Below are 23,222 nucleotides of genomic sequence, written 5' to 3' on the forward strand. Positions count from 1 at the left end.
TGAAACGATAAATGAAGGGTATGAGCACAATCTGAACAGACTCCTCTAGCATACTCTACTTAGTAGAATTAATTATTTAGGGAGGAGGTTTCAATATGCACTGGATATCCATTATTTTCATCGGACTAGCTTCTAATATTGATAATATAGGAATTGGGGTATATTTTGGAGCACGCTCGACGAGAATTCCAATGCTTTCAAACCTATTTATTGCCATTCTCGGAATGGCTGCCGCCTATTCATCGATTACGATGGGACATCTCATATCAGGATATATGAGTCAACAGCATGCCAATTTGATTGGCGGTATTATCATTATGGCTCTAGGAGCAATGAGTATTAGACCTAAAGGCGTAACTATCGTTAAGACAAGCCCTTTACCTGCATCAAGTGATTACAATAAAGACATCTCATGGAAAGAATCAATCTCGTTAGGCATAGCGCTTTCATTAAATTGTCTAGCAACGGGCTTTGGAGCAGGGGTCAGCGGTGTTTCGCCATTCATGACTGCAATCTCAGTTGGCATGTTCTCATTAATAACTGTAGCTATCGGCGTGCGCATCGGGCATCAGATTGCAAAGACATGGCTGGGGAAATATTCAAACGTGATCGGCGGGTTGATATTGATTGCTATTGGTCTTTATGAGATTTTCACGTGATCCGTGCTCGGCTTCCCGTCCCTCGGTTTTGAAGATTGCAACTGCGATAGAAGAATCGCGAAACGACGCGATTCTTTTTGGTGTTTAGAATGCCCGAGCGGAAAGACCGCATTAGATTCGTATCAAGCGTAATCGCCGGGTTGCGTCTTGCTCTTCATCGCGACGCCAAAATCCGTGTAGATCCGGTTCGTCAGGTCAATTCCCCTGCCTCCGGCGATGTGATGCGCGAGAATCTGAAATGGAATAACCAGTGCGAGCGGCGCTTGAAATTCGTCGAGCTGAGCGTCTATTCCGAGCGTCCTTTCTTCGGCGGCCCGTCCAAGCTTCACCGTGTACGTGTACGGCGTAATACGCGACTCGTAGTCCCGCAACGATTCGAGCCGGTGCTTTACCGGGCTCTCCGTCTCAAGGAAGAACATGCGGTGCTCCGGATTCACTTCCAAGTAAGGGCCGTGCATGAACGCTTCTAGTTCGATCCCTTGCGTCGGTATGCGGACCGTCTCGGAGAACTTCGTCTCGATTTCCTTAACCGTGCCGACTGCGGGACCATTACCGACAGCTGTGAACCTCGGCGCTCCTACAAAGTCTTCTTTGTAGCGCTCATAGAAGGCTTCGGTGTCTGCAATGATCTGCGGCAGGGCAGCTCCGAAATTCCGAAAGGCTACTAGCTCCGAGCGTACCTGATCTGGCGAAGCAAGTCCCTTCCTCTCGGCAAGCCGCAGCCCTGCAAGCATAAACGTCAGCACCGTCGACGTGAACCCCTTGGTTACGTAGCCGACCCGCTCCTTCCCGCATCCGATATCAACCGTTGCGTCAGCCGACTCGGAAATCGCGCTTGCCGCATCGCTTGCCATCGCGACCGTTGCCATTCCGGTCTCCTTTCGCACTCGTTGCAGGGCGCCGATCGTCGATGTGCTTTGTCCGCTTTGGGAGATGCCTACGGCTAAGTCCACATGCGGGGAGATACGATCGTAATACGTAAAATGAAAAGGCTCTTTGATTTCCATACGAACGCCTGCCCATTTCTCGACGTAATACTTTGCGCTGAGCGCAGCATTGTAGCTAGACCCCGTCGCGAAAACGAGCCAATCGTCCTTACCGAGCGCAACTTCCGCGAACCCGTCCACGTTGCCTGGGTAACTCGCTGTAATTGCCTCGATGATATCGGGCTGCTCAAGCACGTAGGTCATCATAGTAGGTTTAGTTGTTGTCATCTTCAAGCCTCCTGATCCTTTTTCGCAGAAATCCCGAGCCTCAACGGGAATATAGACTCGGGATCGCGTTCGTTACTTTTTCCGCTTGGCGAGAATATCGTTAACGTGCTTCTCCAGGTCAGGAAGCAGCTCCGCCGCCGCCTTCTTCCCATTCTCGAGCGGCTGCATTTCGTTCTTAATAATATTGTCGAGCTCGCCGTAACCGACGATCAGATGGTTCGACGATTCGATGCCGTACTTTATGCCGCCTTCATATACCTTTTGCAAATCGGCCGGGTCGATATTCGAGAAGTTGGCATAGAATTTGCCTGCCGCCTCGGAGTTCGACGGAGGCGTGCCGCCGCTCAGGGCAACCGCTTTCTCCTGTACGTCCTTCGTCAGCTGGTACTCGATCCACTCGAGCGCTTCTTTCGGATGCTTGGAATCTTTCAGGATAAACAATGGGTCGACATAAAGCACATCGCGCACTTTATCGTTGCCGGCCGAAGGAATCGCAGCTACGCCGACCTTAAAGCTATAGTCGTTCGAACCGGCGAGAATCCATGCCCCGCCTACCGACATCGCGACTTTCCCGGTCGAGAACGCGTTGCCGCCTTGACCCGAAAGGACTTTGGCGTTGATCGGATCGATCGAGACTTTGTCTTTGTACATGAGATCGCTCAGCCTTTGGTAGGCGTTAATCGATGCCGGGGAGGAGAAGTCGACCTTAGCCGGACGACCGCCGCCTGTCGTGAACGTCTCTGGCGGATAAACGCCCCCACCGAAATACGTCGGGTACATATCCCGCGGTCCCCAGTTGAAGTCGAGCCCCCATTGCGCTTCCTCGGGATTGTTAGAAGTGACCGTCAGCTTCTTGGCGACCTCAACCATTTTGTCGAACGTCCAGGACTGATCCTCGTAATCGGCAGGCGGGTAAGGCAAGTTAGCCTTATCGAACATATCTTTGTTATAAAGCATAAGGGAAGTATAGCTGTAGACCGGAAGGCCGTAAGTTTTGCCTTCGACTTTGTAGATATTCATCAGCTCGTCGGACAAGCCGTAATCCGCTGGGTTAAAGTTCAACTCCTTCAACAAGTCGGTCATGTCCATGATCATTTCCTTGTCCATGTAATCCGCGAAGCCATTGGTGCCGAAGTGGGACGTGACGTCCGGTGTCGTGCCCGCGGCGATCAAGCTCTGCAGCTTGGACTCATACTGGTCGTAAGGCGCCTTGACGATTTTAACCTTGATGTTCGGATGGGACGCTTCAAAGTCCTTCACCAAATCCTCGACATACGCTTTGTCAGAGGAATCCGCCGTGAACTGCGTAATCGTGATGGGCTTCTCCGAGTTGCCATTGTCCGAACTCGAACATCCGGATAACGCCAGCGCTGCGGTTAATGCGATCGAGCCTAGCAGAACGTACGGTCTAGCTTTTTTCATAGTCGACCTCTCCCTTTTACTTAACATAATTTGTTCTATTTGACCCCCGTCATGGCGATGCTTTGCACGAATTGCTTTTGAGCGACGGAGAATAAAACCAAGATAGGCAATACGGCAAGAATGGAAGCGCCCATGATGACGCCCCAAGCCGGCGGGCGTGTAACGTGGCCGACCATGCTGGCCATCCCGATCGGCAATGTGAATTTATCCGACGAGCTTAAGTAGAGCACCTGCCCGAGCAGATCGTTCCAGCTCCATATGAAGGAGAATACTGCCGCCGTCGCGATGACCGCCCCCGAGAGAGGCAGCGCCATGTTCCACCATTGCCGAATCTCGGACAAGCCGTCCATCGTCGCCGCTTCGAACACCTCGTTGCTAAGCGAAGCGTAGAACTGGCGTATCAGGAATACGAAGTACGCGGACCCGAGAAACGAAGGCACGACAAGCGGCAAAATGTTGTCCATCCACCCCAAATGGCGGAACAGGATGAACTGCGGCACCATGATCGCCGGATATGGCAGCATGAGCGTCGCCAGCAGCAAGGCGAACAGCGCCCCCTTGCCTCTCGCCTCGTATCTCGCGAATCCGAACGCTGCGAAGGAAGAGGAGAGTACGGTGCCGATTACGACGAGAATGCCGATTAGGAAGCTGTTCTTATACCAAAGTAAAAAGTCCGTCTGCGTGAATAAATCAACATAATGCGTGAAAATGATCTTTTTCGGGAAAATGGATGGCGGGAAGACGAGCGATTCGGCTCTCGACTTCAGTGACGTCGCCAGCATGTTGATCATCGGAAGAAGCATGAGTACCGTAAGCACTGCAAGCAGCATAAAGCCTGCCCAATCCAACCATGATCTGCGTCTGCGGTTCATGTCCCGTCGCCTCCTTCGTAATGGACTAATTTTTTAGACATTCTCATGACGAGCAACGTGAAGAACATAATGACGAGAAGCAGGATCCACGCCATCGCGGATGCGTAACCCATCCTCGAGTTGGTGAACGCGTTCTGGTACAAGTAGTACACGTAGAACATGGTCGAGTAGTTCGGTCCGCCTTGCGTCATGACGTAGGCTTGGGTGAACACTTGGAATGACTCGATCATGCCCATGATGAGCTGAAACAGAATAACCGGCGATATCATAGGCAATGTGATGTGCCAGAAAGAGCGAAGCCGTCCGCCTCCGTCGATATCCGAGGCTTCGTACAGCGATTGAGGCACGCCCTGCAGACCGGCGAGGAAAATAATCATACCGCCACCTACGGTCCATAACGACATGATGATGATGCCGATAAGCGCCCACTTCTCGTCGAACAGCCAGCTAGGACCGTCAACGCCGAACCAACTTAGCATGTAGTTGATGAGGCCGACCTTCGGGTTGAACACCCACAGCCACATGAGAGACATCGCTGCGCCCGACACCATGCTCGGCACATACATCGCCGTTCGGAAGAAACCTTTGAACGGAATCTTCTGATTGATGAGAACGGCGAAGAACAGCGCGAGACCCAGCTGGATCGGAATGCTGAGTAGCATATATTTCACCGTCGCCTTCACGGAGAGCCAGAAGATTTTATCGTGGAATAATTCCTCGTAATTCCCGAGGCCAATCCACTTTGGCGAGTTCACGATGTTGTATTCCGTAAAGCTGTAATAGGCGGAGGCGATAATCGGATACAGCGCGAACAGGATCGCTCCGATGAGCCAAGGTCCGATGAAGATGTAGAAATATTTTGCTTTCTTGTTGCGCTTGCGTTTCATGGAACTCCTCCTCTCAGCCCAGCTTCCCGTTCTCCGATTCGTATAGATCGGCAACGATAGACAGCCATTTTCCGGCATTGCCGGTCCATACTTCCTTGTAGGTCGCGTTGTTGAATTGCGGCCAATAAGGCTCATCGTCGTTGCCCCAAGTCTGAATGCCGACCGGGATTTCACCGGTCATCTCGCCGCAGAGCACGGAATACTGCTGGGCGTAGCGATAGCCTTCGCCGTGCATGAGAGATTGGGCGAACGGATTCATGCCTGCGATCCATTGCAGCTGCCCTTCCGCGATTCCCTTCAGCTCCCGGTCGTTCAAGCAAGCTGCCGCGACCGATGCCGCCTTTCCTGTCGATAACAAGATGGCATTGTTGCCCCGGAACGAGAACCAGACCGGGAATCGACGCAAATAATACGAATCGTTCAGCTTCTCGCCGCGCCGAAGTTGTTCGCCATAGTCTGCCTTTGCCCTCTCGTCAGTAAGCAAATGCTGATGGCCGAAGCTTCTCTCGTCGAGATGCTCGCTCTCGTGATAGACACCGCTTGCGATCATCGGATAAGGCTCCGTGTAGGCCGCGAGTATTTTCAAATAATCGCCGTAGCTCCGGATTGAAGCCAGCCAGCTTTCCGCATCGGCGTGCTCCGGCTGCGTATCTCGAATGGAGGCAAGCGCCATTAAATAAAGATGCTCCCGCGCTTGATGGTTGAAGTGCTGCACGACCCGTTTGTCCGGATTACGGTAAAAGAAGCCTGCCAGCGTCTTACCGCTATCGAGCGTGATGCCTGTAAGCTCCTGACAGTCCAGGACGTAGCTCATGAATTCGACCGCACGGCTGGCATACTGTCTCTCTTGCGTCGCCTTGTACAGCATCGATGCCGCCCAAGATGCCGTGGCCATGTAGAGGCTCTCCGACGTCTGGTACGTATGCTCCCAAAATATTGGCTTCTGATCGAATCCGATCCGGCCATATTCCGTCATCGCGAACTCGAAGTCTTCCTTCGCGAATTGCAGCAGCCTCTCCGACAACGCCGGATTGACCTTCTTCAGACGCTCGTGGATATACGCCTCAATCCCCGCGCAATAGAAATTCTCGTAAGCCTGGTTATGAACGCGTGCCTCCGCATCGTCCATGTTCCCGATCAGGCCGTCCGTCCAACGGGTAATGCCTGCGCTTGTCGCGCGGTAACCATCGCCGAAGCGCGTCTTCAGCAGGAAATCCAATCCCCACTCGCCTTCTTCGATCAATCTCAAGCAGAGATCGCGGTCGAACGCTTCGACCTTCTCCGCCAGCTCAAACAGCGCGAATGCCACTTCAGCGGTCTGAATCAACTGCTGCGAGACGTCGCCCGCGTCGTGCCAGCCTCCGTTAAACGAAAGTATTAAGCCTTCGTGCTTAGCGACGATATCCGCATGGCAGCTGCCATGAATGCCCGGAACCGGATAACCGCAGCGTTCACAGAAGATGAAATTCAGCGCTTTCCACACAGAGGCATGCCATACTTCCGAAGCGCTGCCGATCGCGAAACCTTCGGATCGCAGGCCGCCGGCCTGCAAGTAGTAGCGGCCGCTCTCCGAGAACGCCGTGAAATCCATCGAGAGATAGGTTCCAAGACTCGTAGCCAGCGGCATGACCCTACCCTCGAAGGCGATTTCGTCCGTGCCTTCCCGCTTCAAGCTGAAGGATTCCGGCGAAGCCTCCCCCGTCAATCCCGAAGCGGCAAATGCCGTCTTTGTGCCTTCGGCGTTATACCCGCTGTGGGAATAGATCAAATCTCCAGCCTTGGGCATCCAGCCCTTCGAGATTTCGTGACCCTCTACCCGCTCCAGCCTCGCGGAGCGCAAGCGCAGTTCCATGCGGTCGCCGGTAGCGCGGTCCTTGCCGTTCAAGTAATAGCCGATCGCAAGCTCCGTAATGCCGTCCCTAGGCAATTGTTGAATATCCAGATGAATCGTGTTCCATTGCCCGTTCTTCACATTCACGCCGTGATAGCCTTCGCGGTTATAAATATCAGGCACGGCAACCTCGCCCTCATTCTTGAACTTCAAGGCGACATAAGCGTTCGGCACGCCGGGAAAATCGGGATACACCTCGACCGTAATCCGGTTATAACCCTCCCAATTGTCGTGATCGAATCTCCTTATCAGCCAAGCGGACCCGAAGTTAACGTAATCGCCGTCCTCGGGCGAGCCTTCCGGCCAGCGCGGCATCCGCGTTGGGGAGCTTATCGCGAGATGTTGTCCGGGTACGATGGACATGCTCTGGGCTCCCTGATGCAGCCATTTGCCATCGTCTTCGAACAAAGCCAGCTCAAGCTTGCCTAGAACCGGCTCGTTCTGTTGTTTGCTCTCTAATGACCTCTCTGCATAGAGCGGCAGCGGACGGTGAATAAAGCCCGATTGCCGGATATCTTCCAATAGTCTGTTATCCATGGTTAGCCAGCTCCTCTTCGTATCTCTTTCTTGCCTTCAAGCCTGCCAACGCCGCTCCTACCAGCCCAACCTCTGCAGTCGGCTGCTTCGTCGGCACGAGCGAATGGGCGACGAAACGCATCGTCCGGGGATTCAGATAGGACTTGATTCTGCCTAGAAAATATTCGTTCCTGGCGATGCCGCCACCGAGCACGATCGTATCCGGGTCGCTGACGCGGACGAGGTTCATGATCAGGGATGCCAGGGCGCGCGCTGCTTCCTCGCTAACCTTCAAGCTTAGCTCGTCGCCTAGCGCAGCCCCTTCGAAGATTTCGGATGCGGAGACGCGCTCGTTATCCCTGAAGGAAAGGGTCGTAGCTGGATATTGCTCCTTCAAAGCCATGATCCGCTCGTGCATGCCAAGTCCTGAAGCGATCCGTTCTACGCATCCTTTGCGCCCGCAGCCGCACTCGACGTCGCTGTCTTGCGCGACCACCATATGACCGATTTCGCCGGAGTTGAAGTTCGATCCATTGACATAATTGCCGTCCGCGACAAGCCCCGCCGCGATGCCGGTACCGATGTTGAGATAGATGAAGTTGTCGGATACCGTGCCCCATCCGAGCTCTTGCTCGGCTTTCGTTGCGCAAGCCACGTCGTTATCAATGCCGCAGGGCACCCCGTAATGCTGCTCAATAATCTCTTTCACGTCCGTCGGCTCCGACTTGCCCGGCTCAATCTCGAGCCATATTCCTCGTTCTTCGTCGACTCGCCCGACAAGACCGATGCCAATCGCCGCCAGTTCGCCGGGCTTGAAGGGAAACGTCCTCTTATAATCGTCAATCGCTTGGATAATACTCTCGATCGCGATCGACTGCGTCGTCGTATCGCTGGGATAGGATTTGGAACGCACCATTTCCCCGTCCGGTGCCATCTCTCCGAGAACGATGCTGGTCCCGCCTAAATCGACTGCCAGAATGGATGCCAGACTGTGTCTATTCATGTGATGCATCTCCTATTGATTTGGTAACGTTACCAAATATGAATTTGTGTAACGCTTTCAACGCAAGATTAACAGACCTCTATAAAAGCTGTCAACCCTTTTAAAAGTTCGTTTTTTTATCAGGTGACCACGAATTATTATAAAACTTGAAATAAGCCTGTTTATTTTGGTAACGATACCAAAATAGCTTGCGCAGTTGAAAAAGATGCGTTAGAATTTAACTAATCGGAAAGCTATTAGAAGGATGTGTCGCATTGAAAGGCAAGATTACGATTACGGAAATCGCTCAGAAGAGCGGCGTCTCCGTATCCACGGTATCGCGCGTGCTCAACAATAGCCCTTCTGTTTCCCCGAAGAAGCGAGAACGCATCCAACGGATTATCGACGAACATAACTATACCCCAAGTATTTTCGCTAGGGGCATGGTCAATCATAAGACGAAGAACATCGGCGTTATTCTTCCTGACATTACGAACCCCTACTTCGCGTCATTGTTCCTTCAAGTCGAGAGCTTTGCTCTTAAGAACATGTATGCCACGTTGTTGTTCAACACCATGTTCTCCCGCAATCCCCAGCGCTATGAGACATCGCTGACGGAAGAGGAGTATTTCAAGATCATCCTGGAGAAGCAAGTGGATGGCGTATTGATCTTAGGCGGACAGATTGATAAGGACGATGTTCCGGATTCCTTCGTTCAGGCGCTCAACCAACTCCATAGGCAAGTCCCCGTCGTGATCATGGGCTCTCGTATCGACGGCTGCGAGTGCTTATTCGTCGAACGCAACCTGAAACAAGGAGTTACGTCCATCGTCCATCACTTTATCGCGCTCGGGCACGAGAGAATCGGCTTCATCGGCGGCGAACCCGGCATTCGAATTACGACCTCCCGCGTCGATGCGTTCACGCAGTCGTTGCGATCACTGGGTCAAACCGTACATGAGACGTATATTGTCACATCCGACTACTACGCACCAGACGGTTATAGCGCGATGACGCAACTTTTAGACATGAATCCTGACAGGCTTCCGACCGCTGTCGTCGCAATCAACGACATGGTCGCGCTTGGCGCAATCCGCGCGATGAAAGACCGCGGACTGCAATGCCCGGAGCAGATCGCGATCGCCAGCTGTGACCAGTTCCTACAGAGCGATTACAGCATCCCAAGGCTCACTTCGATGGACCAGCATAACGAATACTTGGGGCGTATGGCCGTTCTGCAGCTCATCAGCGCGATTAACGGCTCAGACGAAACGATAAGCATCAACCATTCGCCGGAGCTCATTATTCGCGAATCATGCGGCGCTTCCCGCGCTGGATTCTAACATCTATGTCTTGTTGCGTTGTATTGGCTCATTAGAAGAACTTAAAATAACAACCTCCTGCGATTTTATCGAGGGGGTTGTTTGCTTTTTTTCGGAGTAAACCGCAGCCTCGCCTATGGTATCCCCCATCCAAAACCGTTCGCCGTCCAAAACGACACTTACCTTTATGACAGTAGCTGTACTAAAAGTGCATACTTACATATTTGCAGTGCAATCTTTATACTCAAAAAAAGAAATACAGATGAATGAAGGAGGATACTACATTGAAAACGCTAGTTATCGTAACCCATCCAAACATTGAAACATCCGTCATTAACAAGCGATGGGTAGAAGAACTCAATAAATATCCAGAAAAGTATACGGTACACGAACTCCATAAGGTTTACCCGGATGGAATTATAGACGTGGAAAAAGAACAAAAATTAGTGGAATCCCATCGCAATCTTGTTCTACAGTTCCCTATCTATTGGTTTAATTGTCCGCCACTCCTAAAAAAATGGATTGATGATGTTTTAGCTTACGGGTGGGCTTTTGGTACAAATGGAGGCGATAAATTAAAAGATCGCAAAGTCGCTTTAGCTGTATCTGCCGGTATTAAACAAGAGGATTACAGCGAAGAGGGAAGATATCGCTATACGCTTGAACAGTTATTAGCTCCTTTTGAAACGACCTTCCTATACTGCAATGCCAATTATCGTTCGTTCTTTGCGTTTTATGGTTCGGAAACTGAGCCTGGCGAAATGGTGCCTGGTACAGAAATTGATCCGTCTACGAACGAATTGGAAAAAAGCGCGCGTCATTATTTGACTTTTGTTGACAGCCTGTAATAGGCCTATTTATTAAAGCTGCTAAAAAAAGAAGTATTTCCTTGTTCAGGAGATACTTCTTTTGTTTTTTAACTAGCTTTGCCTACCGCTGAGCGGCTTCCAGAGTAGGAGAATTATTTTGCTCGCCCCACTCGCACATCATATTTAACAATGGAATGAGAGAAAGACCGCGTTCGGATAATGAATATTCAACTTTGGGAGGTATTTGAGGAAATTCCTCGCGTATGACCAGTCCGTCTGCCTCCAGCTCTTTTAACATGATGCTCAGCGTTTTAAAGGAAATGGTACCGATACAGCGCTGCAGCTCATTAAACCGCACAATCTTATTTTCTGACAGCCAATACATAATGATCATTTTATATTTACCGCCGATTAAGGACAACGTGTATCCAAAGCCAGTGTCTTTTACTTTCACGCCAGTCGGAATACAGGTTTCGCGCATAAGCTACACCCTCCTTTAGGTTAGAATACGTTATAAATATGCATCCTTTACTATAGATCATTATGAGATCTTTTTGAAATACTTTTTCATTTGCGTTCGCTGCCATTGCTTTGTATGAAGTTATTAGTGTATTATTTGACCTTAGCATAAAAAAACAAATAGAACCGTGGAGGCATGTTTATATGCAAGCGAAAATTAAACTTCAAGAAGGTCAAAGACTAATTACGAACAAAGATTTTGAAGTAGCGATAGCTGAAAAAGCTATCATCAAACCCATGCAAAACGGGATGCAGATTCGTCCAGCTTCTACGATTATCGGATATAACGATGATTCCGTTCGTATGTCTGACGGAAGTATCATCCATAGAGCGGCAAATTCGTTTTTCGTCTAAAGTGAATTTGTGCAGGACCGATATAATGAAATGTAAAAAAACCAGAAAACCCGCCCTTATTCAGGTCGGGTTTTTTGTGTATTGGAACGAATACGTTTGTTCTTCATTTGTCATTACTTTTTTTCCAAAACCGCAAAGTAATTTCCTTCGCTATCAGCAAAGTTGAATACTCTTCCGGAAGGCATCGTTACAAGTTCGCCGACTGTAATGTCTTTGTCCTTAAACGCTTTATACAAGCTATCGAGCTCGTCCGAGAAAAACAACATCGAAGGTGTATTAAGATTCAATTCAGGCTGCATTTTTGCAATTAGCTCCTTATTGTGAAGCACGATACTCGTTTGCGCATCGTTTGCTGGAGCAATTTCAATCCATCTCATATGCTCGTTTTTTTCCTCGGAAACTAATTTAAACCCTACTTTTTCTGTCCAAAATTTCAATGATTCATCCTGGTTGTTCACATATAACATGATTTGGCCGATTTTATTAATCATTAAGCATTTCTCCTTTTCAGTTTCTTTTGTATATCGTTCATTTTTTATCGAGACACTCCACTGCTATTGGCTTGTTGATTATACAAAATACAACCATTCAGTTCAACTATCCTGGCCCCCGTTCATCTACCTATATGCAAACAATGAAAAAACCGCCCCAAAGGGCGGTTCTAAGCTCACTTGATTCCTTCCATAAAGGCTCTAAAGTTTTCAGCGATTTCTTTTGATTTGGTATGGTGCAAATAATGTCCGCCTTCAAATGTCATCACTTTTCCATTTTCAGAGTTTTTTACTTGTTCTTCATGCAGCGGTATCCAATTCTTATGGCTGGTATTATTCGCTTGTATAAAGAAAATAAGAGGAAGATCTTTTGGGAACGTTAAGGTTTTAGCTGCTTTAAAATTAGATCTAATATGCTGCATTTCATTCAGAGTGGTAGAATTATACATGTTTTTGAGTGAAATCATTCTCAGCTGTTCTTTTGTCTCATCCTCAAACGGCAGCTCAGCATATGGATTGCCGCTTACTTTCATCATCAATCTGCCGAACCCTGAATTTTTGAGCAACTTTAGCTTCTTTGCTGGCAATTCAACATCCATGCCGCCTTGCGTTGGAACACTGCTGTCGATCCCGACAAAAGCGCTCACTTCGTTTCTGTATTTGCTCACATAATCCAATCCGTAAATACCTGCAATGGAGTGGCCCATTAGAATGTAGCGGTCAATATTAAGCTTTTGCAGAACTTCATGCGTTTCATTCACAATATTTTCCATGCTTCGTTCTTTTTCGGTTCCATCGCTTAATCCATATCCAAAAGGCTCAACCACTACAACTTTGTAAAAAGGAGACAGCTCTTTCACTAGCGATGTAAAATCAAGAGCTGGTGATGCCGTTCCGTAGCCTGGCAGCAGCACAATTGTTTCTTCCCCTTCTCCTTGAATCAAAACATTCATATTTTTCCCGTCTACAGGCACTAACTGGCCATAAGGCTCTATTTTCCCCAGCTCTGATTTGCTGCTGATCTTATTGGCGAAAAAAACAATGGCTATAAAAACGACAACGGCTATAGCTATTACGGCTAATGCTTTAAGAAGAATGATCAGTATTTTTTTCATTATTTATTCACCACCGCTAAAGCGACTATTAAAGCTCGTTTTCCACCAGTTCTCCTGCACATTCTCACATTCATTACCTCATTTCGTTTCACTTGCATCTGCTCCTATCCATATCTGTTTATTTTAACGGGCCGCTAAAGCAAGCTTATACGATGAAGATGTACTCCTTATGACGGCAATATGAACGGAATATGAACGGGCAAAATAAACTGCATTCTCCTTGACGGTTCGATATGATCCGCATAGCCAAGCAACGAAAAAACCGCCCCAAAGGGCGGTTTTCATCTCGCATATATCTATATATTTATTTTAAACCTTCCATAAATCCTCTGAAGTTTTCAACGATTTCTTTTGACCGGGTATGGTGTAAATAATGCCCGCCTTCAAATGTCATCACTTTACCATGCGCAGAATTTTTCACTTGCTCTTCATGCAGCGGTATCCATCCTTCTGTTTCTGTATCATTCGCTTGCAAAAAGAAAATAACAGGAAGGTTTTTGGGGAAAGTTAAGCTTTCAGCCGCTTTGAAATTAGGATTAAAATGTTCCCCTTCACTTAATATGTTCGGATTAAACATGTTTTTGAGCGAAAGCATTCTTATTTGTTCTCTCGTTTCATCATCAACGTTTGGCGCTACAATTTGGTCTGGACTGAGCTTCATTAGCAGTCTGGCAAAACCTGATTTTTTGAGCGCTTTATATATGCCTGATGGGAATTCGCCATCATTGCCGCCTTGCGTTGGAACACTGCTGTCGATCCCGACAAAGGCGCTCACTTCGCTTTCATATTTGTTCACATATTCTAATCCGTAAATGCCTGAAATAGAGTGGCCCATTAAAATATACCGGTCAATATTAAGGCTCTGCAAAGCTTCATGCGTTTCATTTACTATGTTTCCTATGCTTCGTTCTTTTTCGGTAACATCACTGAGTCCATAACCAAAAGGCTCAATCACGACTACTCTGTAAAAAGGAGACAGCTCCTCCACTAGCGGCTTAAAATCAAGAGCCGGCGCTGCCGTTCCGTAACCCGGAAGAAGCACGATTGTTTCTTCGCCTTTTCCTTGAATCAAAACGTTCATATTTTTCGCGTCCACGGCGACAAACTGGCCGTAGGGTTTTATTTTACCTAGCTCCGATTTGCTGCTGATCCTATTGACGATATAAACGGTGGCAATAAAAACGGCTATTGCTAAAACGATTGCTGCTATGGAATAAAGCATAATCTTAAATATTTTTTTCATAATGGGCTCACCCCAGCTAAAGTGATCGTATGCGTTTGTTTTCTATCGATTCTCACGCTTACCCACCTATTCCTTGCTTCTCTTCGCATCATTCGCATCTTCTCCTGACCGCTTCTGTTTATTGGCTCTCTTGCCTAACAGGCCGCTAAAGCAAGCTTATACGACAAAGGTGTACTGTCTATGACGGCAATATGAACGGAATATGAACAGGTAAAAAAAATGCTGCGGCATCGCATGCAAGGAAGCTTGCACAAGATGCCGCAACATGGAGAAGAAGGAAGGAGACAACCTGATTACTCAATCGGCGTCGTTATTGGCAAGGTAACAATAAAGCTTGCTCCTTGGCCGAGCTCGCTTTCGACTCGGATGTCGCCCCGATGAAGCGATACGATCTGTTTAACGATGGCAAGTCCCATGCCGCTGCCGTCATATTTGCGGCTGTGGGCACGGTCAGCTTTAAAAAACCGATCGAATATTCGCTTCTGATCCTCCGGCGAAATACCAATGCCAGTGTCGGATATTCGGACTGTCACGTTTTTGTTATCTTGCTTGACGCTGACGATTATCGTGCCGCCGTCCGTAGAAAATTTGATGCTGTTGCCGAGTAAATTGGTCCATACCTGATTTAGCTGGTCATGATCAGCGGTTAAGGTAACCGGTCTCAGATTAAGCTCGAAGCGGATGTTGCGAGCCGACCATTGCGGCTGGATCGCAACGATTACGCGCCTTATTTGTTCGTCAAGACGGAGCGTGACAAGCCGCATCTGCTGCGACTGTGATTCAAGCAAGCTCAGCTTCAGCAGGCTATCGCTCATCTTGGACATCCTCTCCGCTTCAGCGATGATAATATCGAGATAACGGCCTCGCTCGGCAGGCGCAATGTCTACTTGCTTGAGCGCGATTGCATAACCGGATATCGACGTGAGCGGCGACTGGACCTCGTGCGACACATTCGATACAAATTCCCTGCGCATTTGCTCCAGCTGCTGAAGATCATGTATCATTTCTTCGAAGCTGCGGGCCAAAGTACCTAGCTCACCCGATTGTTTAATATTCAGCTTCACGTTGAAATCTCCAGCTGCTATACGTCTAGTCGCGTATGTAAGCCTTTTGATCGGTCTGATCAGGAACATGGAGGCAGCTAAAATCAATAAGCTTCCTGTAACCAACGAATAGGTTACAAACGACCATATCCATTTAACGAGAAAAGTGGAAGAAGAGGGAGCGAGCGGCTCCACAAACATCGCTTTCGTCCCCATTTCCGTTTTCAACGGCAGCCCTAATAAAATACTGGAAATACCATCCGTATTGACCCGAACAACTTCCCCGCGCAGCACTTTGTTTACTTGCTCCATGGTCACATTGGCAATATGATGTCCCTGAAGCGTTCCGTAAGACTGGAACTGCCCTGTTTTATCGAAAATTCGAACATGATAGGAATCAAGCTGCTTCATTCCGCTTACGAACGAGTCCGCTTCACTGGGCGGGATGGTCTCGTAAACGCGGACGAAGTCCTGGCCAAAGTTGGATAAGGCAACATGCAGGTTTTCGTTCAATTTATCTTTAAATACCCAAGTTGCCACAAAAAAAGCAATGACAGTGCCCCCGATTACGGAGACAAGAAAGATCAAGACTACTCGTGTATATAAGGACTTGATCATTCGTACACCTCAAGCCGATAACCAAGTCCACGCACCGTTTCGATGCGAAAGTCGGGTGTAGCCGCGAACCGCTCCCGAAGGCGTTTAATATGCACGTCAATCGTTCGATCATCGCCAGCATAATCAATTCCCCAAATTTGATCGATCAGCTGCTCGCGCGTAAAGATTTGCCCGGGTGTCCCTGCTAGCTTATAAAGCAATTCAAACTCTTTAAGCGGCAGCGTGAGTGACTCCTTGCCGCTGATCACTTTATAAATCTGCCGATCAAGAATGACGTTGCCTAAGCGGATCGTCTGCGTGGAGCCAATCCGATATCGTTTCAGCAATGCCCCGATGCGCGCCGTCAACTCCAGCGGATCAAATGGTTTCGTCAAATAATCATCCGTCCCAAGCTGGAAGCCTTTCACTTTCTCCCAGGTTTCGCCTCTCGCAGTAAGCATTAGCAGCGGAAGATCAGGATTGCTTCTTCGGAGCTCCTTGCATAACGTCCAACCATCCATAATCGGCATCATAATATCGAGCACGACAAGATCGACGTGCGTCGAGGCATAGACGGCCAACGCTTCCTTTCCGTCCGCCGCTTCGGCCGTTTCATATCCGTCGTTGCGCAGAAATAAACAGACAAGCTCGCGAATGTTCGCATCGTCGTCAGCAACCAGTATCGTAGGCATCCGTTCCCTCATCTCTGTTATCCAACCCATTTAGTAGTAACCATTATACTATAAATAAGATTTGAAACATAAATGGCAAGCATGAAAAATGACCTCCGCCAAAGCGCGGAGGTCATTTTTTTATAACCGCAATATGTTTGATCAGCAACTCTATAAATTCCTTCGCCGCTTTCCCCATATAACGATCTTTTAAATAAATGACGCCCACTTCCCTTTTTAAAACCGGATTCGTCAACGGAACCACCTTCAACTCTGGATGCGGGTACAGCTCAAGCAGCGTTTTGGACAAAATAGATATCCCTGCGCCTGAACGAACAAGCATCAGCAACGATTCAATCGTCGAGGTTTCTATTTTCGGATTCAAATCAAAGCTCTGCAGCGAACAAGCCAAATCGATCATTTTCCGGCAGCGATGAGTAGGCGGGAACATAATAACCGATGCTTTTTTTACTTCATCAAGTGCAATGGACTTGTTTTTTGAAAGCGGATGGTCCTCATTCATTACAAAATAAAATTGCTCTTCATAAAGGGATACCTTGCCGAATCTCTCATCCTCCAGAGGCAGAATGGTCACGGCAAAATCCAGATCGTTGTCGACGAGAGGCTCTACCACATCTTCAACGCCGTAAAGCTTGATTTGAACTTTGGGATACATGCGATGAAAATCAATCAGAAGGCCTGATACGAGTTCATTTATCTCCCCGATCAATACGCCTATCGACAGCGTGCCACGCTCAATGTGCTGCAGCTCAAAAATTTCTTCGCGTGCTCCGGCCAAGGAACCAAATATGGTGCTGCAATGATTGCGCAGTAGGCTTCCTGCCTCCGTCATCGTGATCTTCTTCCCGATTCGGTTAAACAAAGGCATTCCTAAATCATCTTCAAGAAGTTTAATCTGGTAGCTTAAAGTAGGCTGGGTGATGCCCAGCTTCTCCGATGCTCTCGTAAAATGCAGTTCCTCGCATATGGCAATAAAGCATTCTAACTGCCTTAATTCCATGATGCTCCCCCCTTTTGCTGATTTCATCTAATGGATAAGTCATTTAAATTATCAATCATTATTATAGAAATATCAATATTGATCTATCGTTCATCGTTTCACTACAATGGATACTAGCAGCAAGAACATATAGGGGGAACACTTATGGAATCAATCGATTCGGCTAACAGGCGTCAAAATCAACAAGCAGCATCTTTAAAAGGGCTGCTTCCAATTGCTCCAGCCTCTTATTTCGCAATGACTTTAGGTTTGGCTGAGACAGGGAATGCTTTGCTCTTTGCTCATGATGCCTGGAATGTTCCTCGTGCATACGGCATTGTTTTCGAGTTGTTAGCGATTCTTTCCTTTTTGTGGTGGGGCGCGCTTTATACGAACAAATGGATCAATCATCGCCCTTCAGCCGTCAATGAATGGCGAGATCCTATTCAAGCTTCATTTGTTGCCTTGATTCCAGAATCGTTAATCCTGCTTGCATTAGCCTTTTTGCCTTATCTGGACACCTTTTCCCACGTTCTCTTCTGGGTAGGATCGGTAACCAATATAGCCTATGCTTCCTATCGGCTTGCCCGAATGTGGGCGGTACCCCGCGGAAACGAGCAAGTGACCCCCTCCTTATTCCTTACCTATACAGCTAGCGTGCTTGTTAATGCATTGATCGCAGGCCTATTTGGATATAAGGAATATGGTTGGATGCTATTTGGCATTGGAGCAATCTCGTGGCTTATATTGGACTCCGTCGTGCTGCAGCAATTGGTAACAGGCGGACTTGATGCCAAAACAAGAAATTTCATGGGGATCTATATGGCACCGGCCGCTATTGTGCTCGTTGCGTACCAAGTGCTTAGCGGTCAGTCATCCGATTTATTAACCTACGCGCTGGCAGGTTATTCTCTTTTCCTAACCATTTCTTTAGTTCTGTCCTACAACTGGTTAAGGCAACAAGCATTCGCTCCGGGTTACTGGGCTTATACCTTTGGAGTTGCCACTGTCGCTCAAGGATTTCTGCTAATGGCTCGGGAGCAGCAATCACCCATTTTTATATTCTTTGCCGTTACGCTTTTAATGGTCTCCTTGCTTCTTACCTCAATCGTAATCATCGGTACTGTATATTTATTTTTCCATAAAAAATATTATCCTCATGCAGTTCAACCATCTCGCTAGTGTGAAGTGAAATGGAGCCTTAACAAAAAGGCCAACCGCTAAGCTCCGGTTGGCCTCCTTCCTTAAGTAAAACCGCACGAGTGTTACTTGTCCCAATCTTTGACATGATCGCGCCAAGCATGCTTCGGCAGCCAGTTCAGCAGCCGCTTGGCCTTCTCATTGCTGAGCAGCGATTCATGACCCGCAAGCGGCTTGCGGAAGTCGTTGACCTCCGGAAAACGCGCAGCCATCAGCTCACGGCTTGCAACGGCCATGCTGGAATCATCCGCCGCTAAATTGATCGCCACGCTCCCTAGCCCCTCGGCTTCAACCGCCAGCCTGCAAGCCTCCGCTGCATCGCGCGTATCGATATAGCTCCACAAAATCCGCTCGCGCTGCTCGGGATCATGAATAAAGGACGGGAACCGCTCGTACGCCTCAGGCGGTATGACATTCCCTAAACGGAAAGACACGACCTGCATGCCCGTTCTCCGGTTCATCATATCGGCCGTTTGCTCATTTACGATCTTGGACAATCCGTAGCTGTCCTGCGGAAGCTGCGGATGCTCCTCATCAACGGGCACATATTGCGGTCCAAAACGTTGAGCTGCAAACACGATTCCGTAAGAGGATTCGCTTGAGGCAATGACCGCCTTGCGGATGCCGAGCCCCGCCGCCGCCTCCAGCACATTGTAGGTAGACATCACATTATTATGGAACGTCACCTCATTCGGATGCGAGTAAGCGACCGGTATCGCAGCCAAATGCACGACGGCATCCGCTCCAGCGAGTACGCCATAAACTTCGCCCAGCTGGTTCAAATCAACGATGACGGTACGGCAAAGCGGCTCCGCTGGATGCTTAACATCCGCATTGACGACCTCATATCCCTGCTCAACAAAATGCTTGACCACCCATTTGCCAAGCATTCCGCTCCCGCCTGTAACGACTACTTTAGGCATTTCAATTCCTCCTTCTTACGATTCCAAAATTTGTTCGATCCGCTCGATGACATCCGCGCTTAGCACGATACCGGATGCCTTCGCATTCTCTTCTACCTGCTCGGGGCGGCTCGCGCCAACCAGCGCGCTCGACACATTCGGCTGCCGCAAAATCCAGGAAAGCGCCAATTGTCCGACCGTTAGCTCCAGCTCGGCTGCCACTTTGCCCAGCTCGCGCACTTTATTGATTTTCTCCTCGGTCACATTTTTCCGCATGCCGTCGAGCTTCGCGGCGCGGCTGTCTGCGGGAACCTCGTTCACCGAGCTGTACTTGCCCGTCAGCAGCCCTTGCGCAAGCGGCGAGAACACGACTTGTCCGATGCCGCCGCGCTCTCCGTAAGGAATGACTTCCTTCTCGATATACCGGTTAAACATATTATAAATCGGTTGGTTTACTACGATGCGGTCTAATAAATAACGATCCGCGATTGCATGCGCCTCCACCATCTGGGCGGTTGTCCATTCGCTGACGCCTACGTACAGCACCTTGCCTTGACGCACCAGATCATCGAGCGCCCGCAGCGTTTCTTCCATCGGCGTGCTCGGGTCATGGCGGTGACAGTAGTACAGATCCACATAATCTGAGCCAAGCCGCTTCAGGCTGGCATGGCACTGCTCCATAATATGCTTGCGGGACAAGCCGCGGTCATTGGGACCGTCGCCCATCTGGCCGAACACTTTAGTCGCAAGAACATAGGATTCACGCGGGAAGGCACGGAGCGCCTCACCCATCAGCTTCTCCGCTTCCCCACGCTCGTACACGTTTGCCGTATCATAAAAGTTAATGCCCAGCCCATAAGCCGTTTGTATCGCTTTCACCGCATTTTCGCGTTCTACGTATCCTCCGTATGTCAACCAGCTTCCAAGACTGATTTCGCTAACCTTCAATCCGCTCTTTCCTAAATGACGAAATTGCATCTCTACTCATCTCCTCAAGAATGGTGTACGAACAATGGAATGACTCTCTATCGCTTGCACCTCTATTCTAGAGAAGTTCGTTTCAATATGTAAGTAGTGAAAAAAAGATCACTATATTATATGACCTATATATACTATACATTTGGTAACTACTCTATCCGTCTATTTTAACTAAAAAAAAAGCATGCAGCCGCCGTATAATGGCTGCACTGCATGCTTTCACTTCATGTTTTTATTTTATTATTCCGTCTGCTTTATCCTGCTCAAGATACAACCGAGATGACATGCTTCTCGCCCGGAGCGACCGCAATCTCCGCGTATGCGTAACGGCGTCCAAGCTTGTCAAATCCGCTCGCCCCGCGGATAACTTCTCCATTGTGATGCAATACAGCCGGGGATTTAGCGTCATTATAAAATTTCGCACGCCATATGAGCGCTTCGCCGGAATGGCTGGTGAATTCCGTAGACGTTCTGCCCTCATGCTTCACGCTAACCGCTCTTCCAAGCACGGAAACCTGAGCGATTTCCGCAAAGGCAAGCTCCTCCGTTAGCCTCGACACCGTAGTTACGGTTGAGATGCCATCCGCCGATATGCCCATAAGCTCCGAGACGACTGCGCCGATGGCGGCAAAAGATACCTCGGGATATTCGCGTCTCTCAAGCGCGGGGTCCATCAGCTCTTTTAGGCTGCGCAAGCCCTCGCCGTCTTCGCCGCATCTATAGTAAGTCTCCGGCAAATAGGACATGCCCTCGACGTTGGTGACGCCTTGCGCATGCATGGAGCGCAGCGCGCCCTCCCGTTTCTCTTTGTCCGCAATCGCTTCGTAATAGAGCGGCAAAAACTGTCCCTCGCCGGACTCTGCCCCGAGGAAGGAGCCGTTTTGTCCCAAGGCGACGAAGAAGCAGCCGCTTGCCTCATCCCACCACTGCCGCTCCAGCAGCTTCCGAAGCTGTAACGCCTTGTCCGAGTATTCTGCGTAGAGCTCGTTGTTTCCCAACGATTTTTCGATTTCGGCATAAGCCTGATAACCTGCGATCATCAGCGCGATCAAATCGGCTCCTATTTTGGGATATTCGCCGGCTTCGTTGTAGCTCGACAGCCCACGTCTTCCGTAAGCGGGATCGTACTCCGGAATGCCGTCTCCGTCCTTATCCCATGTCTTCACGTATTCGGTCACGGATAAGCGGTAAAAGTTTTGCAGAACCGGGTCTTCCAGATAAGAGCGGTCACCCGTCCACAGGTATTGCCGGTAGCATGCTTCAATGACGTCAAAGTTAGCTGGGAGATTGTACCAGAAGTCATCGTCATTCTCGTAGTCTACCGGCGCGGGAACATTGTCCCCTGTCATTTCCCAGTACGTGCAGTAATCTTTTCCCTTGCTAATATTTTCGGCGAACCGCTGCATCATATTGCGGGTATGCGCTTGCAGGCCGAGCACGGAAGCGCCCATGCTCTGATGGGATACATCCCGCATGCAAAAGGCATTTCTTCCCGGCAAAGCCGCCTCGTACCAAAATCCGACCGGGTCGCTTCCGTCATGCGCATAAGCCAGCGCCTGCAATTTCGCCCATTCAAAGCCGCGGTTCAGCGCCTCGTCTTCCGAGCGGAATGTTAATGTATTTAAGACTGTGTCCATCACTGTTTATCCTTTCACGGAGCCTATCGTCAGGCCCCCAATGAAATATTTTTGCAAAAACGGGTATACGAGCAGGATTGGCACAGTAACCAAAATCGTCGTCGCTGCGCGCAGCGTCAAAGGAGATAAGCTGTTGAATTTCTGGTAAATCAATTGCTGATCCATAATTTGCTGAGAGGCTTCTACCTCCAGCAGCAGCCTGCGCAAGTACACCTGCAGCGTATCGAAATGCCCGCTGGAATTGTACAGGACAACATCGAACCATGAATTCCAATGCCCTACCGCGGCATAGATGAACACGGCGGCGAACACGGGGAGCGACATCGGAATAACGAGTTTGATATAGATCGTTATTTCGGTCGCCCCGTCCAGTCTTGCGGATTCGAACAGCGCTTCCGGCAGCTCCGAAATGTAAGAGGCCATGAGCAGCATGAAATACGCGCTGATCAGCGTTGGAATCCAGTAGACGTTGAAGGAGTCTGTCAGGCCAAGCCGTACCATCAACAAGTAGACCGGAATAAGCCCTCCATTAAAATACATCGTGACCAGAAAAAGGATGCGCATAAATTTCCGTCCGGAGAAATGCCGGATACTCACGATATAAGCGAGCAGTCCCGTTACGAATAAACAGGTCGACGTTCCGACAATGACGCGCAGCACCGACCAGCCAAACCCTTCGAGCAGCTTATGGTTTTGCGACAGCAGGACGTAAGCGTCCAGCGAAAACTTTCTTGGGAAAATGTAGATCCCGCCTCGCGCGGCATCCGCCCCGTCATTCAGGGACAGCGCAAGCAAATTCAAGAAGGGATAGGCGACCATGGCGCCAAATAAGAGCAGGACCATAATGTTCATCATATCAAAAACCCGTTGAGATACCGGTACAGATCGCGTATTCATT

General features: G+C 49.1%; 22 protein-coding genes. 5 read left to right on the forward strand and 17 right to left on the reverse strand.

The annotated features are described in order from the left end of the window. Positions 1 to 95 precede the first annotated feature (95 nt). A complete protein-coding gene (locus A7975_RS27395) occupies positions 96 to 659 on the forward strand; it encodes a manganese efflux pump MntP (RefSeq protein WP_053371861.1) in 564 nt (187 codons plus the stop codon). Positions 660 to 781: 122 nt separating this feature from the next. On the opposite strand, the gene A7975_RS27400 is transcribed toward A7975_RS27395, so the two are convergent. The 6 genes from A7975_RS27400 to A7975_RS27425 form a co-directional block, all read right to left on the reverse strand. Further along, positions 782 to 1,873: an SIS domain-containing protein gene (locus A7975_RS27400; protein ID WP_053371862.1), complete on the reverse strand. Its 1,092-nt coding sequence runs from the start codon at positions 1,871 to 1,873 to the stop codon at positions 782 to 784. A gap of 72 nt (positions 1,874 to 1,945) precedes the next feature. Then, positions 1,946 to 3,295: an ABC transporter substrate-binding protein gene (locus A7975_RS27405; RefSeq protein ID WP_065387259.1), complete on the reverse strand. Its 1,350-nt coding sequence runs from the start codon at positions 3,293 to 3,295 to the stop codon at positions 1,946 to 1,948. A 35-nt stretch (positions 3,296 to 3,330) separates the two neighbouring features. Beyond that, complete coding sequence (locus A7975_RS27410; protein WP_053371864.1) at positions 3,331 to 4,167, reverse strand: carbohydrate ABC transporter permease; 837 nt, start codon at positions 4,165 to 4,167, stop codon at positions 3,331 to 3,333. Then, complete coding sequence (locus tag A7975_RS27415) at positions 4,164 to 5,054, reverse strand: carbohydrate ABC transporter permease (protein WP_065387260.1); 891 nt, start codon at positions 5,052 to 5,054, stop codon at positions 4,164 to 4,166. The genes A7975_RS27410 and A7975_RS27415 overlap by 4 nt, the downstream gene beginning before the upstream one ends. Positions 5,055 to 5,067: 13 nt before the next feature. Beyond that, positions 5,068 to 7,482, reverse strand: coding sequence for a glycoside hydrolase family 9 protein (locus A7975_RS27420; protein ID WP_065387261.1), 2,415 nt, complete (start codon positions 7,480 to 7,482; stop codon positions 5,068 to 5,070). Next, positions 7,475 to 8,464 carry an ROK family protein gene (locus A7975_RS27425; RefSeq protein WP_082198495.1) on the reverse strand — a complete coding sequence of 330 codons (990 nt, stop codon included), beginning with the start codon at positions 8,462 to 8,464 and terminating at the stop codon, positions 7,475 to 7,477. The genes A7975_RS27420 and A7975_RS27425 overlap by 8 nt, the downstream gene beginning before the upstream one ends. 254 nt (positions 8,465 to 8,718) lie before the next feature. Between A7975_RS27425 and A7975_RS27430 the strand changes: the two genes are divergently transcribed. Next, complete coding sequence (locus tag A7975_RS27430; RefSeq protein WP_053371868.1) at positions 8,719 to 9,786, forward strand: LacI family DNA-binding transcriptional regulator; 1,068 nt, start codon at positions 8,719 to 8,721, stop codon at positions 9,784 to 9,786. 263 nt (positions 9,787 to 10,049) lie between these two features. Then, positions 10,050 to 10,613 carry an NAD(P)H-dependent oxidoreductase gene (locus tag A7975_RS27435; RefSeq protein ID WP_053371869.1) on the forward strand — a complete coding sequence of 188 codons (564 nt, stop codon included), beginning with the start codon at positions 10,050 to 10,052 and terminating at the stop codon, positions 10,611 to 10,613. An 82-nt stretch (positions 10,614 to 10,695) separates the two neighbouring features. Here A7975_RS27435 and A7975_RS27440 read toward each other — a convergent pair whose 3' ends face one another. Further along, the gene (locus A7975_RS27440; protein WP_065387262.1) at positions 10,696 to 11,055 is read right to left on the reverse strand and encodes a winged helix-turn-helix transcriptional regulator; all 360 of its coding nucleotides are present in this window, start codon (positions 11,053 to 11,055) and stop codon (positions 10,696 to 10,698) included. Positions 11,056 to 11,237: 182 nt separating this feature from the next. Between A7975_RS27440 and A7975_RS27445 the strand changes: the two genes are divergently transcribed. Continuing rightward, complete coding sequence (locus A7975_RS27445) at positions 11,238 to 11,447, forward strand: hypothetical protein (protein WP_053371871.1); 210 nt, start codon at positions 11,238 to 11,240, stop codon at positions 11,445 to 11,447. A 113-nt stretch (positions 11,448 to 11,560) separates the two neighbouring features. Here the strand turns inward: A7975_RS27445 and A7975_RS27450 are convergent, their stop codons facing one another. The 6 genes from A7975_RS27450 to A7975_RS27475 all read right to left on the reverse strand — a co-directional run bounded on the left by A7975_RS27450 (position 11,561) and on the right by A7975_RS27475 (position 17,628). Beyond that, the gene (locus A7975_RS27450) at positions 11,561 to 11,938 is read right to left on the reverse strand and encodes a VOC family protein (protein WP_053371872.1); all 378 of its coding nucleotides are present in this window, start codon (positions 11,936 to 11,938) and stop codon (positions 11,561 to 11,563) included. Positions 11,939 to 12,114: 176 nt separating this feature from the next. After that, on the reverse strand, positions 12,115 to 13,053 hold the full coding sequence (locus tag A7975_RS27455; RefSeq protein ID WP_065387263.1) for an alpha/beta hydrolase: 939 nt from the start codon (positions 13,051 to 13,053) through the stop codon (positions 12,115 to 12,117). A 304-nt stretch (positions 13,054 to 13,357) separates the two neighbouring features. Next, on the reverse strand, positions 13,358 to 14,296 hold the full coding sequence (locus A7975_RS27460; RefSeq protein WP_065387264.1) for an alpha/beta hydrolase: 939 nt from the start codon (positions 14,294 to 14,296) through the stop codon (positions 13,358 to 13,360). 293 nt (positions 14,297 to 14,589) lie between these two features. Then, the gene (locus A7975_RS27465; RefSeq protein WP_065387265.1) at positions 14,590 to 15,957 is read right to left on the reverse strand and encodes a sensor histidine kinase; all 1,368 of its coding nucleotides are present in this window, start codon (positions 15,955 to 15,957) and stop codon (positions 14,590 to 14,592) included. Then, positions 15,954 to 16,628, reverse strand: coding sequence for a response regulator transcription factor (locus A7975_RS27470; protein WP_065387266.1), 675 nt, complete (start codon positions 16,626 to 16,628; stop codon positions 15,954 to 15,956). Before A7975_RS27470 ends, A7975_RS27465 begins: the two co-directional genes overlap by 4 nt. Before the next feature lie 112 nt (positions 16,629 to 16,740). Next, complete coding sequence (locus A7975_RS27475) at positions 16,741 to 17,628, reverse strand: LysR family transcriptional regulator (protein ID WP_065387267.1); 888 nt, start codon at positions 17,626 to 17,628, stop codon at positions 16,741 to 16,743. A 144-nt stretch (positions 17,629 to 17,772) separates the two neighbouring features. Here A7975_RS27475 and A7975_RS27480 point away from each other — a divergent pair, with 144 nt between their 5' ends. Next, positions 17,773 to 18,789 (forward strand): SLAC1 family transporter, encoded by a 1,017-nt coding sequence (locus tag A7975_RS27480; protein WP_065387268.1) that lies wholly within the window; start codon positions 17,773 to 17,775, stop codon positions 18,787 to 18,789. Positions 18,790 to 18,872: 83 nt separating this feature from the next. On the opposite strand, the gene A7975_RS27485 is transcribed toward A7975_RS27480, so the two are convergent. The 4 genes from A7975_RS27485 to A7975_RS27500 all read right to left on the reverse strand — a co-directional run bounded on the left by A7975_RS27485 (position 18,873) and on the right by A7975_RS27500 (position 23,221). Beyond that, the gene (locus A7975_RS27485) at positions 18,873 to 19,730 is read right to left on the reverse strand and encodes an NAD-dependent epimerase/dehydratase family protein (RefSeq protein WP_053371879.1); all 858 of its coding nucleotides are present in this window, start codon (positions 19,728 to 19,730) and stop codon (positions 18,873 to 18,875) included. 15 nt (positions 19,731 to 19,745) lie between these two features. Then, a complete protein-coding gene (locus A7975_RS27490; protein ID WP_053371880.1) occupies positions 19,746 to 20,687 on the reverse strand; it encodes an aldo/keto reductase family protein in 942 nt (313 codons plus the stop codon). Positions 20,688 to 20,950: 263 nt separating this feature from the next. Beyond that, a complete protein-coding gene (locus tag A7975_RS27495) occupies positions 20,951 to 22,324 on the reverse strand; it encodes an MGH1-like glycoside hydrolase domain-containing protein (RefSeq protein WP_065387269.1) in 1,374 nt (457 codons plus the stop codon). 6 nt (positions 22,325 to 22,330) lie between these two features. Further along, complete coding sequence (locus A7975_RS27500; RefSeq protein ID WP_065387270.1) at positions 22,331 to 23,221, reverse strand: carbohydrate ABC transporter permease; 891 nt, start codon at positions 23,219 to 23,221, stop codon at positions 22,331 to 22,333. Between the last annotated feature and the right edge of the window lies 1 nt (position 23,222).

It is taken from the genome of Bacillus sp. FJAT-26390 (assembly GCF_001682865.1).
In the GTDB taxonomy this organism is placed as follows: domain Bacteria; phylum Bacillota; class Bacilli; order Paenibacillales; family Paenibacillaceae; genus Pristimantibacillus.